This is a genomic window from Synergistaceae bacterium (assembly GCA_021372895.1).
In the GTDB taxonomy this organism is placed as follows: Bacteria; Synergistota; Synergistia; order Synergistales; family Synergistaceae; genus JAJFTP01.
Genome location: JAJFTP010000078.1, coordinates 13835 through 26448 on the forward strand (window position 1 = coordinate 13835; position 12614 = coordinate 26448).

Here is a 12614-nt window from a genome sequence, read left to right on the forward strand (position 1 = left end):
TAATGGGGAATAATGACATATTCTTCAAAAATCTGACGGAGCACGGGAATGTCCTCCAAAGGATGGATGCGGTCGCTGATATCATCTCAAATGCAGGCAATATAATAGCCGGCGCCATTCTCTCAGGAGGGAGGATTTTTTTCTGCGGGAACGGCGGCTCTGCATCAGATGCCCAGCATCTGGCGGCAGAATTCTCGGGACGTTATCTGAAAGAGCGCAGGCCGTTTGACGGAATAGCCCTGCACTGCAATGCGTCGGCACTTACAGCCATAGGCAATGACTATTCATTCAGCGAGATTTTCGCACGTCAGCTTCTTGCACACGGACGAAGAGGGGATGTCCTTGTCGCGATCTCCACAAGTGGAAACAGCATGGATATTATCAGGGCTGCGGAGACAGCAAAAGAGATCGGGATTTTTACGATCGGGATGACTGGCGCTGACGGAGGCAAGCTGAGGAGTGCGGTTGATGCACTTATCGCCGTTCCGTCCGATTCTACTCCCAGGATCCAGGAGATGCACATTTTGGTCGGGCATGCCATATGTGAGATAGTCGAAAACAGAGTGATCCTCTCTGAGAGGGATGGGGATTGAATTGATAAAAGAAATAAAGGCCGGTTTAGACTCGCGGCCGATCAGGATCCTCCATTATGTCGACGAAAACTGTCTGGCCTGGGGTGAAACATGGATCCGGCTGATAAAGGAACTGAACTCTCAGGGGACAGAAAATCACGTCGTCTGCAAATCCGGCGGGACTTTGGCAGGAAGGCTGAAGGATGAGGGATTATCGTTTGACACTTTCGATGTGCCTGTATCATGGCTGCCGTGGACTGGGCTGAAGCTTGGCAGGATCATAGATGATTTTTCTCCGGATATTTTACACACAAGGCTTTCGGCAGCGGCCCGGATCGGCGGCTATTGGGGCAAACGCAAAGGGTTGACAGTTGTTCAAACAGTGGACAAATATCCTAAGGCTTATTACCATAAAGATGCGGATTTTCTCATACCATGTTCAGAATCTATAAAAAAACACATGCTGTCGTTGGGTTTTTCTGGTGAGAATATGCTCGTTGTCCCCAATTCTTTAGATGTCTGCAGATATAAAATAGATATTACCGTAAGGGATTCTCTTAGAAGAAAACTGGGAATAAGTGAAGAACAGACGGTTATCCTCGCTGCCGGCAGGTTTGTGGAGTGGAAGGGATTTGATATTTTGCTGCAGGCGTATGCCGGAATAATTTCCTCTATGCCTGTGATATCTGAAAAAACATCATTGCTCCTCATAGGCGACGGAGAAGAAAAAGACAAGCTGACCGCCATGACACGCTGCTTAGGCATCGAAGAAAAAGTTATTATGCCTGGGTTTGTTGATGATATCCGCCCTTATCTTTGGGCGTCGGATATTTTTGTTATTCCTTCGAAAACCCCTGAACCGTTTGGGATAATCCTCATAGAGGCTATGGCGGCAGGACTTGTCCCTATTGCAACAAGAGGGGGCGGGCCTTTGGATATTATTGAAGACGGTGTCAGCGGGTGGCTCGTGGAAATCGGTGACAAGATGGCAATGGCGGAAAAACTGGGCATGCTTATTTCCGACAAAAACAAATGGGCCCAGATTGCTAAAGAAGCTGTCAGGCGTGCCGGAGATTTTAATGTTTCCAAAATCGCAAAAGAAACTATTGAGATTTATCGAAATGTATTAAAAAAGAAATGATTAAAAATATTTTTGATAATGCCTCCAAAAGATATTCGGCAGCAACAGTAACATCAGTGATTTTAAAAACACATCAGGTTTTTGTAAAAAAGACCTGCGGCTTTTCCATAGGATGTTCCTGATGCCGGTATTTGTTCGGATTTTATTGAATCGCTGATTATTGTTTTCAGCAGCATATATAGATAGTTCCCGTAAAATTATCTGTGGTATCAGCAAGACATTTGTTATTTTCCTTAACTCTGTATCCGTGGCATACCGCAACAGATAGCCTGCCGTTCTGGCATGGGCTTCCGTGTTGTGTTTGTAGCGCAAGAGCTTTTTTTGGCTCGTATCGGCATTTTTCCTGCTTCCCATATCATTATGTTGCATATATATATAGGGGCAATTTGGTGAAAATGCAAGTTGTCTGCATAATACAAGCGATTTAATGACAAATTCGATGTCTTCACCGCCCGTACATCCATCAAAAAAATTCAAATCAATTGATTTTAAATACTCTGTTCGGTAAAGAGCCCCCACACATATCAGTGTAATTTTATTTACCATGTATAACGCCGCAATTTGTTGAGGAGTTTTGCCTGAAGCGATCGATACAGGAATGGAATACTTTTTTTCTGTCCCGTTTGGTTCCTCACGCGTACGATATCCGCAAAAAGCGATATCATTCTGGTCTTTCGTGCCGGATATCGCCCTAAAAAGTGTTGAAATAAAATCACTGTCAGCTAAGTCGTCTCCGTCCCAGAAAAGCAGAAATACACCATTTGCCGCTTTCATGCCTGAATTTCTGGCGGCAGAGACACCTGAATTAAAGCGGTGCGATATGATATGTGAGGTTATTTTTGCTCCGGACAGTGTTTCGCGTACAATTTCAACCGTGTTGTCACAGGAAGCATCATCTACAACGATTAACTCGATATTTTTATGATCCTGGTTAAGGACGCATTCCAATGTCGCTCTTATGCGTGTTTCAAGGTTATAAACAGGAATAATAACGCTGATCAAAGGCAACACTGTAATCTCTCCTGTAATGGTCTTGTTTATTTGACATGAGTTAGGTGTTAGTTGCTGTTAACAGGGAATTATCCTTACTCCAGCAATACATCCAATACATCTCACAGACAACACAAAACAGCCGGGCGGCGATGTTCCGCTCGATCCTGCCCGGCATGTTTTAAAACTATAATGACCTGCCGAGCTCCTTTGCTTTTTCAAGCCACTTTTGGCCTTTTGTCTCCATATCGCCGCGGGCGTAGATATCCAATGCGCAGATTTGGCCGAGTACTTTCCATCCTAGGAAGTTTGTAGCGTTTTTAAACGCCGCGGTCATTCCTTCAAATACGCCCTCATCTTTATCTCCCGCAGCCGCAAGAAGTATGACTTTTTTAGCGGGGGTCGTTCTGAGCGCGCCCGGCATGTAGTATGGCAGAAGGCGATCCCATACCGGCTTGATCTGCGACGACCATGAGTAGAAGTAGAGAGGTGATACGAAAGCGATGACGGAAGCGGCCTCAATGTCCGCATAGACCTTGTCCATGTCGTCGTTTTGTATGCACGGGTCGCCTGTGCTCCAGCATTTTCGGCAATCAATGCAGCCTTTGAGTTCAAGTGAGGCAAGGCGGACCTTGCGGATCTCGTAGCCCTTTTCCCTAGCCCCTTCTGCCAAAGCATCGGCCAGTTTCTCCGTGTTGCCCCCTATTCTTGGGCTTCCAAGCAGCAGAGTCAGTACTTTGTTGTCTTCCATCAGTTATTCCTCCCCGGATATTATCGTCTCAGCTTTATTGTCTCCATGTCTCATATTTATCAAGGCCGGATTTCTCAAGTATGTCGAGTATCTCTTTCCTGACTTGTTCCGATACATGCGACAGAGGCGCCCTGCACGGACCGCCGACCATGCCGCGGGTCTCGAGTGCCGCTTTGAGCCCGGGAACTCCGTAACGGCTTGTTATCGCATCGCTGACCGGTAATAGTTTTGCCTGAAGTTCCATTGCCTCTGTCATTTTATTCTCTTTGAACGCCGAGAAGATCCTCCGGCATGTATCCGGATACAGTATGGATGCGGCCATTGTACCCCCGCAAGCACCCATTGCCAGCGCGGCAAGGAACCAATTGCCCGTGCCGCCGAATACTGCAAAATCTTCATCTGCGGCGGCTGCGAGATAGCCTAACCTGGTCATGTTTCCTGACGTATCCTTTATGCCCCTTATATTCGGATGTTTCGACGCCGCGAGTATAGTGTCCAGCTCCATGTCTACGCCGGTGTTGGCAGGCATATTGTACATAAATATAGGTACCGGCGATCCATCTGCTATATCCTCAAAGTATTTGAGTATCTCGCTTTGACTCACTTTGAAGTAGTGGGGCGGAAGGAGCAACAGGCTCTGAGCCCCGGCCTCGCCGAGAGCTTTTGCACAAGCTATAGTCTCCCTCGTAGAGGGAAAGTGCGTTCCCGCCATCAGGTAAAGTCTGCCGCGGGTCTCTTCTGCCGCTATCTTTGTGAGCAGCACGCGCTCCTCCAGCGTCATGAACGGCAGTTCGCCGTTTGAGCCGCATATTACGATGCCGTCAAGAGATGAACGGCTCCATATCCGGAGGTTGTTCCTCCATCCGGTTTCATCTATCGAGCCGTCTTCATTGAACGGCGTCGGGACAGGAGCAAAGATACCAGTCAATTTCATGTGCAACACTCCCAGCTATCTGCTAAATTATACAGCATAATTCGCAGTGTAATGGTACAATTTGCTCGTATATTATGTTGTTTTTGGAGGGCTGTCTATGTTTCTTTGCAGGAAATTTAAATTTGACGCGGCTCATAATCTTGTAAATTATCACGGCAAGTGCGAGCGGCTTCACGGGCATACATACGGGCTTGCTGTGACACTTGAAGGCGAGCCCGATCCGGAGGGCATGGTTTTTGACTTTGCGGAGCTTAAGGCGGCTGTCAATGAACTTGTTCTTTCTAAGCTGGACCACGCATATATCAACGATGTGATCCGGCAGCCGACTGCGGAGTGTATATCCCAGTGGATCTTCCGCACCCTTGATGCTGCTCTAAAACGCGATAATTGCGAGCTTTTTGAGGTGCGCGTCTGGGAAACCGAGAGCTCCTCGGCGATATGCCGCAGGAAGGATGTGTAGCCGTGCGCGATGTCCAGAGTGAGCACGATGCCAGAAACATTCCTATAGACCGCGTTGGCATAAGCAATATCTCCTGGCCTATACAGGTGCTTGACCGCAAGCACGGAACGCAGGACACGATAGCCGATGTCAGTCTCTCAGTCTTTCTGCCTAGGGACTACCGCGGGACCCATATGAGCCGTTTTGTCGAAGTGCTTAGCGAGCAGGAGAAGCAGGTCACGTTCCACAACATGGAGGATCTTCTGCGTTCGCTGCAGGTGCGACTCAATGCTGATGAGGCCCACGCCGATTTTGAATTTCCTTATTTTATAACCAAATCAGCTCCGGTCAGCGGCTCTAAGGGACGTATGCGCTACGATGTCCGCTTCAGTGCCGCGCTGACAGGTGACAAATTTGATCTTGTTACGGAGCTGATTGCTCCGATCCAGACACTGTGCCCATGTTCGAAGGAAATATCGGCTTTCGGCGCGCATAATCAGCGCGCGCATGCCAGGATCGCCGCGCGTATGAAAACATTCATATGGATAGAAGAGCTTGCCGAAATAGCGGATGCATGTGCTTCCGCTCCTGTTTACAGCCTGCTTAAACGTGAAGACGAAAAGGCGGTTACAGAGCGGGCATACAGTAATCCAAGATTTGTCGAGGATTCCGTGCGTGACCTGGCGCTTGCCATGGAGAACGACAGACGCATCACTTGGTTTCGCGTCTCCGTAACGAGCCATGAGAGCATCCACAACCACGACGCTTTTGCGAGTGTTGAGAGGAGCAAAAAATAATGCCGTCAGAGAAAAAAATTATGCGCAGGGCAGTGCTTGATGATTCCGGTCTTGAAAGGGTCAGGGCGCTGCACCCGTGGATATTCAGGGGCAATCTGCGCCAGATCCCGCATTGCAGCCAGGGAGACCTTATCGCCTTTACCGACAGAAGCGGGATAGTAAAGGGCTGGGGGTTATGGAGCGAGAGCGCTCTTTCTATCCGCGTCCTCAGCTACGGAACAAAAGAACCGGACCAGATGGCGCTGCTGCGTGAGCGGCTGACGCTTGCGCTTGAATGGCGTAAAACCTGGTGTGCCGGCGAAGAGGCTTTTCGATGGGTGCATGGCGAGGCGGACGGTCTTCCAGGAATAATCGCGGATCTTTATGGGGATGTGCTTTCTTTGCAGGTTTCGGTCGCCGGATGGTATCGCCATATAGATGAAGTGGCGGCGACTTTTCGCAAGGTGAGGAAGCTCTCCGCCATTGTCTTGCGAAACGAATCCAAACACCTTGAAAAAGAGGGCATACCCCATGAAATAAAGGCGCTTTTTGGGGAGATGCCAGCGGAACCTCTGAAAGTAAAGATAGGCTCCCTTTATGAGCTTGTGGATATCGCAGGCGGACAGAAGACCGGGGCATATCTTGATGTAAGGCGGGTACCAGCCATGCTGCAGCCGCTCTATAAGGATGCAAGGGTGCTCGACTGTTTCAGCTATCAGGGGCACTTTGGACTGCATGCCCTTGCGGGCGGGGCGTCCGAAGTCGTAGCTGTCGAGCAGTCTCATAACGCGATCGATGCAGCCCAAAGGAGTCTTTCTCTCAACGGACTTCCGGAGAAGATGAGCTGGTTATGCGGTAATGCATTTGATATTATGAGGGATATGGACGCAGCCCGCGAGAGATTTGACATAGTCATAATGGATCCTCCCCCGTTCTCTCCCGGCAAGGCACAGATCGACTCTGCCAGACGCGGGTACAAGGAACTTGCAGTGCGCGGACTTAAACGCCTCCGCGAGGGCGGGTATCTCGTGTTTATCTCCTGCAGCCATGCATTCACGCGTGAAATGCTGCTTGACACGCTGAACGAGGCGGCAAAGGATGAGTGCACATCGTGCCGCATAGCGCATGAGATCCATCAGCCTCAGGATCATCCGGCACTCTCAGGGGTCCCTGAAACAGATTATCTTAAGGGTTTTGTCATGGGAGTCCGGAAGTAATGAACGAGGCTGAAAAAGAAATAATGGCTGTCCTGTTCGACTTTGACATGACTCTAGTCGACAGCAGTTATGCAATACATCGCTGCACGAATATGCTTGCCAAACATCTCGGGTTTCGCGAGGTCTCGCGGGAAGAAGTCCTTGCTTCTATAGGACTTACGATAGAAGACAGCTGGCGTGCTTACTGGGGCGATTTCAAGCAGGAGTGGATCGACTATTACAGGTCGAACTACCGTGAAGAAGAACAGGCTGACCTGCGCCTTTTCCCGGGAACGGTCGAGACGCTTTCGGTTTTACGCTCACGGGGGATAAAGGTCGGAGTTGTCTCAAACAGGCGTTATGCACGCCGTCCCGTGGAATCTACGGGGCTGCTGCCGTTAATGGATGTCGTAGTCGGGCTGGAGGATGTAGAGCGTGCCAAGCCGGAGCCGGATTCGCTGCTCAAAGGTTTCAGCATCCTTGGGATTAAAACTGAAAACGGCCTCTATGTCGGTGATACAGATATTGACATGAAGACATCTGTTGCGGCGTGCACAAGAGGGATCGGGATGACAACGGGCAACTTCAGCGGCAAAGCTCTGAAAGATGCGGGTGCGTGGAAGATATTCGACGACCTCAGGGATCTACTTTCGCTGACATCGGAATAGATAAAGGTAAAATCTGGCATGGTAAGACGTTTCGAAGCAGAGGAACGCAGATCTTTAAGGCCGCTTTACTGGATCGCTGTGATTACAGTCATAGCTCTGTGGGTCTTGGCGTTCAAACTATACTTTGACCGCTATGAATATCTGCACCCGGAGATCACTTGGGCTGTGCCTGGTATCGACACCCAGCTGGTAAAGATCGGGGGGGTGCTCTTGTGGAAAGAAGTACCTATACTTGCTGAAGTTGCAGGAATCGTCTCATACCCTCAGGGAACGGGGCCGGTACGTGTGCCGCGCGGTGCGGTTATAGCGAAAATCGCATACGGATCGAAAGTCAAATATCTCAAGGCGTATCAGCAGGGTTATTTTATAGCAGGTATAGACGGACTGGAATCCTCATGGCGTTATTCTGAGATATGGCCCGGTACGGATAACCTTCCGGAACCCCGTGGGCTTGTCAAAATGAAAGACGGGATATTGATCGGCAAAGGACAGCCTGTCGGAAAACTTATAGAGCAGCCGCAGGAGCTGCGCTTCGTAGGTTATTCCGATGTTGTGGGCAATATGTCGGATCAGATAAAAAATAAAAAGCTGAAAGTAAAGATGGATGAGGGAGATACCGGTTCGACGGCTGATATAAGGGTAAGCATGAAGATGGGGCATAAGGTCAAATTATATGTCACATTGCCGTGGTTCCGTCCTGAAAACCTGCTTTCAAGAAAATATACGCTTGTGATCGAAGCGGGCAGAACAGAGGGGGCTGTGGTACCTGACAGCGCACTGCTTGAGAAAGATGGCATAAAAGGCGTCTATCTGGTCAGGGGCTCGAGGGTAGTATTCAGCCTTGTTGAGGGAAAACCTGTGGAGAATGGTAAATTCCTCATTACAAAAGGAGTGTCAGTCGGCGATGCTGTCGTTGAAGACGCGAAAATGGCGAGAGAGGGAAGGATACAGCTGTGGTAGATTTTATAAAACATAATATAGAAGTTATACGCGAACGGATCGCCTCTGCGGCAAGGGGCAGCGGGCGCAGGCCGGAGGACATAAAACTGATGGCAGTCTCAAAATTCCATCCGCTTGAGATGATGCTCTCTGCCTCTGCTTTTGTTGACCTGCTGGGTGAAAACCGCATACAGGAAGCGATACGCAAGCACCAAGGCTGGCCGGAAGGCAACGGCACCCAATGGCATCTAATAGGGCATCTGCAGAGGAACAAGGCGCGTAAAGCTCTTGAGATTTTCAGTGTGATAGAGACAGTGGACACACTGGATCTTGCCCGCGTGCTTGACAGGATACTCGCAGAGACCGACACCCCATCCTACCCTGTCTATATTGAGGTGAACATGTCGGGAGAACTCTCCAAGGAGGGGGTCGAACCATCAGAGGCTGAGTATCTGCTTGAGCGCATACTGAAATACTGTCCGAGGATTTCCGTAGAGGGACTTATGACGATAGGGCCGAATACAGATGATACTGCTGCGATACGCAAATCATTTGAGGGCCTGCGCATAATGAGGGACGCGCTTAGCCGTTCATTCGGGTTGTCTCTTAAGGAACTTTCAATGGGGATGAGCGGTGATTATGAGATTGCAATCGAGGAAGGCAGCACTATCGTAAGAATAGGCACCGCTATCTTTGGACCGAGACAATAAAGGTAAATAAAATGGAAACTCAGCCGCTTGTCAGCATTTGCTGCACGACTTACAACCATGCAAAATATATAAAAGACGCAATCGAAGGGTTTCTGATGCAGGAGACAGATTTCCCTTATGAAATTATCATTCATGACGACGCATCAACGGATGGTACAGTAGCTATAATCAGAGGCTACGCTGAAAAAAATCCAAATATTATTCCCATTCTTCAAAAAGAAAATCAATATTCCAAAGGTGTAAAAATATCATCAACTTTCATATATCCTATTATACGCGGGAAATACATAGCTCTCTGTGAAGGCGATGACTTCTGGACGGATCCGAGAAAATTACAGAAACAGATCGGCTATATGGAAAAGAACCCGAAGTGTACTTTGTGTATCCACGCCTCTAGCGATATAAGCAGGACTGGGGAATTCATCAAGGAACGGCGCAGGTATAAATATGACCGCAGTGTCCCGGCGGAGGATATCATTTTCTACGGCGGCGGTTTCTGTGCAACGGCATCTACAGTATACCCTTCCGTGTTTGCTTTTGAGAGGCCTCCGTATTTTGCAAAATCTCCCGTCGGTGATGTACCGCTGCACATATTTCTGGCCAGCAAAGGTGAGACTTATTATTTTCACGACAACATGTCAAACTATCGGGCCGGAGTTCCAGATTCATGGACATCAAGAGTCGGAGACGGCCCCTTGGAAACCCAACTGAAACACCAAGAGGCAATGGTGGATATGTATAAAAGTTTCGATGAATTTACAGAACATAAATACCACAGGATCGTACAGTTCATGGCGGCTAAGTGCGAAATACATGCTTTTCGTATCAAGCGAAAGCTTGGAATATCGGGAACGAATATATTTATCGCTGTATGCAGCGAGCTGGCATATATCAAGTCAAAACTGTCGATTCATATCTATCGCTGCTGGCGTAAGATGACACATAAGTAAATATAAATTATAATATCCACACGTGTCCAAGATAAATTTTTACGAAGGTCGACCCCAGTAGCTATATCAAGAAAAATCAGCTATTATGCCGCGTCGGCAACCTGATTTCAAATTTGTAAAAAATACTACAGAAAAACTTTGCTGCAACCGGATCTGTTTTTGTATATTTCGGACAGCAGTAATAATATATATATTATAAATAATATTGCTTTATTGATAATAAATATTTTAAAAAAGTTATACTAATTAAGCAGGTGAAAAAAATAAAGATCAATACGATTATTCATCAGATACATAGTTATGATAGCAGGAATAACTATTATATTATGCGTGATGATTTGATCCCTTTCTCGTTCGGAGGGAACAAAGTCAGGATTGCCCTAAAATACTTTGAGGATATGGAACGGAAACATTGTGACTGTATAATAGCATATGGAAACAGGCAGTCAAATTTATGCAGAGCAGTGTCAAATTTGAGTGCGTCAAGAGGGATCCCCTGCTATATAGTTTCTTCAATTGAGCACATAGATAAAGAAAATGAAACAAACAACGAGGCAATGGTTAGGATGACAGGGGCAAAAATTATTTTCTGCTCAAAGGACAATGTAGCCTTAACGATCGCACAGGTACTCTATGATTCCAGAAAATTGGGGATGGAACCATATTATGTTTATGGTGATATATATGGGAATGGCAATGAAAATATAGCCATACAAGCATACGTGGAGGCATATGCCGATATCGTGAGATACGAATCGGAAAACCATGTATTTTTTGATTATATTTTTTTGGCAAGCGGGACTGGATTGACGCAGTCCGCGATAATATGTGGAGATTTGGCAAATGGATGCAATAAAAATATTGTCGGGATTTCCATTGCCCACAGTAAAGAACAAGGTAGAGAAAAAATTTTTAAATATATTTCAGGATATACCGGTAAAATTATAAATAAAATATATTTTGAGGATAAATATTTGTATGGGGGATATGGGAAATATTCCATAAAAATTATACAAACTGTCAAAGATGTATTTCGTCTGGATGGGATAGCACTTGATCCTATATATACAGGAAAAGCTTTTAACGGAATGATAAATTATCTGAAGGAAAATAATGTACAAAATAAGAATATATTATTTTTGCATTCCGGAGGACTTCCGATTTTTTTCGATACAATGCAGAAAATATTATTCGATTATTCTGATAGTGAATGATGGGTAATATTAAGAAGGAAGAATGACATAATGAGCATAGGTGGGACTATACGCAGAAATCTTTATTGGTTGAACGATTTTTTCCACGGATCGCAAGTCCGTGAACAATATCAGGATATAGAATATATATTGGACGATAAAGAAAAAGGAGAACGCCGAATCAGGCAATACCTGAATGATTTGTTATCCCATGTCGTAACAGACACTGATTTTTATAAGGGATACGATGGGTGTAGTTTATCTGTCTATCCTGTAATGAATAGGGCATTATTATTAGAAAATAAGGCTGCTGTTATGTCAAAATGTTTTAATAAAGATTATCATGTTCAAATAACTAGTGGTTCCACCGGAATTCCATTTTCAGTTGTGCAGGATATACGAAAACGCAATCGTGTAATTGCTGAATTGAAGTTATTTGGTAAACGTTGTGGTTATAATAGTCATGAAAGAATGGCACAATTTAGAATTTGGCAAAAAGATAAAAAATCTAGATTTGAATCTTTTATGCAAAATATATTGTGTGTAGAAATATCAACAATGACAGACAAAGAGATGTACGAGATTAAAAAAATGCTTATAAAAAAAAGAATAAGCACTATTCTTGCATATGCAACAACACTTAACGTTTTTGTAAAATGGCTTGAGTATAATATAGATACTGATGATCATTTTTATGTTAAGACTATTATAACCGGCGCGGAAGCTTTGGACGATGCAACCAGATCCAGCCTGGAAAAAATATTTAGATGCAGCATAGTGGAACGTTATTCTAACCAGGAGAATGGTGTCCTGGGGCAGCAAATGCCGGGCGATAAAAAGTATTATTTGAATCATGGAAGTTATGTCTTTGAGATACTCAGATTAGATAATGACCATAGTGCAAATTTTGGTGAATTAGGCAGAATAGTGGTTACAGATCTGTTTAATTATGCCAATCCAATGATCAGGTATGATACTGGCGATGTAGGTATAATGATTCCCGGTAATAAGGCAAGCAATGGCTGGCCTATATTGAGCGAATTGTACGGAAGACGGATAGATATGATATACGATACATCTAAAAGACCGGTATCGCCTCATATTATTGCCAGAAATCTTAGAATATGTAATAATGTAAGACAATTTCAATTTATACAAACAGGTTTAAGTGAATATATTTTAAAAATAAACGGTTCTCCGGCAGAAAATATATTAGCGAAGTGCCTGGATATGCAAAGGGATTTTATCGGGCATGATGCTGTAATTAATGTTGAATATGTTGATGAGATCCCGGTGCTTGCCTCCGGTAAACGCAAGAGTGTCATTCAGGAAGCACCGCAATACAAGGAATGATC

14 protein-coding genes are annotated in these 12614 nt (G+C 45.8%); 11 read left to right on the plus strand and 3 right to left on the minus strand.

The genetic code is table 11. The features are described 5' to 3' along the window. Positions 1 to 2 precede the first annotated feature (2 nt). A complete protein-coding gene (locus LLF78_06970; protein ID MCE5202235.1) occupies positions 3 to 593 on the plus strand; it encodes an SIS domain-containing protein in 591 nt (196 codons plus the stop codon). Between the two features lies 1 nt (position 594). After that, complete coding sequence (locus LLF78_06975) at positions 595 to 1713, plus strand: glycosyltransferase family 4 protein (protein MCE5202236.1); 1119 nt, start codon at positions 595 to 597, stop codon at positions 1711 to 1713. Here the strand turns inward: LLF78_06975 and LLF78_06980 are convergent, their stop codons facing one another. The 3 genes from LLF78_06980 to LLF78_06990 form a co-directional block, all read right to left on the minus strand. Beyond that, positions 1714 to 2724, minus strand: a complete 1011-nt coding sequence (locus LLF78_06980; protein ID MCE5202237.1) for a glycosyltransferase — start codon at positions 2722 to 2724, stop codon at positions 1714 to 1716. Positions 2725 to 2890: 166 nt separating this feature from the next. After that, positions 2891 to 3454: a flavodoxin family protein gene (locus tag LLF78_06985; protein MCE5202238.1), complete on the minus strand. Its 564-nt coding sequence runs from the start codon at positions 3452 to 3454 to the stop codon at positions 2891 to 2893. A 34-nt stretch (positions 3455 to 3488) separates the two neighbouring features. Next, a complete protein-coding gene (locus tag LLF78_06990) occupies positions 3489 to 4388 on the minus strand; it encodes a dihydrodipicolinate synthase family protein (GenBank protein MCE5202239.1) in 900 nt (299 codons plus the stop codon). 97 nt (positions 4389 to 4485) lie between these two features. On the opposite strand from LLF78_06990, the gene queD reads away from it, so the two are divergent. The 9 genes from queD to LLF78_07035 all read left to right on the plus strand — a co-directional run bounded on the left by queD (position 4486) and on the right by LLF78_07035 (position 12612). After that, positions 4486 to 4848: a 6-carboxytetrahydropterin synthase QueD gene (gene queD / locus LLF78_06995; protein MCE5202240.1), complete on the plus strand. Its 363-nt coding sequence runs from the start codon at positions 4486 to 4488 to the stop codon at positions 4846 to 4848. 2 nt (positions 4849 to 4850) lie between these two features. Next, positions 4851 to 5624, plus strand: coding sequence for a GTP cyclohydrolase FolE2 (gene folE2, locus LLF78_07000; GenBank protein MCE5202241.1), 774 nt, complete (start codon positions 4851 to 4853; stop codon positions 5622 to 5624). Beyond that, the gene (locus LLF78_07005) at positions 5624 to 6820 is read left to right on the plus strand and encodes a class I SAM-dependent rRNA methyltransferase (protein ID MCE5202242.1); all 1197 of its coding nucleotides are present in this window, start codon (positions 5624 to 5626) and stop codon (positions 6818 to 6820) included. The genes folE2 and LLF78_07005 overlap by 1 nt, the downstream gene beginning before the upstream one ends. After that, the gene (locus LLF78_07010) at positions 6820 to 7467 is read left to right on the plus strand and encodes an HAD-IA family hydrolase (GenBank protein MCE5202243.1); all 648 of its coding nucleotides are present in this window, start codon (positions 6820 to 6822) and stop codon (positions 7465 to 7467) included. Before LLF78_07005 ends, LLF78_07010 begins: the two co-directional genes overlap by 1 nt. An 18-nt stretch (positions 7468 to 7485) precedes the next feature. After that, positions 7486 to 8427 (plus strand): efflux RND transporter periplasmic adaptor subunit, encoded by a 942-nt coding sequence (locus LLF78_07015; protein ID MCE5202244.1) that lies wholly within the window; start codon positions 7486 to 7488, stop codon positions 8425 to 8427. Beyond that, positions 8421 to 9116 (plus strand): YggS family pyridoxal phosphate-dependent enzyme, encoded by a 696-nt coding sequence (locus LLF78_07020; GenBank protein MCE5202245.1) that lies wholly within the window; start codon positions 8421 to 8423, stop codon positions 9114 to 9116. Before LLF78_07015 ends, LLF78_07020 begins: the two co-directional genes overlap by 7 nt. An 11-nt stretch (positions 9117 to 9127) precedes the next feature. After that, positions 9128 to 10066, plus strand: coding sequence for a glycosyltransferase (locus LLF78_07025; protein MCE5202246.1), 939 nt, complete (start codon positions 9128 to 9130; stop codon positions 10064 to 10066). Positions 10067 to 10392: 326 nt separating this feature from the next. Further along, positions 10393 to 11280 (plus strand): pyridoxal-phosphate dependent enzyme, encoded by an 888-nt coding sequence (locus LLF78_07030; protein MCE5202247.1) that lies wholly within the window; start codon positions 10393 to 10395, stop codon positions 11278 to 11280. Positions 11281 to 11310: 30 nt separating this feature from the next. Then, positions 11311 to 12612 (plus strand): hypothetical protein, encoded by a 1302-nt coding sequence (locus LLF78_07035; protein ID MCE5202248.1) that lies wholly within the window; start codon positions 11311 to 11313, stop codon positions 12610 to 12612. The last annotated feature ends 2 nt before the right edge of the window (positions 12613 to 12614 follow it).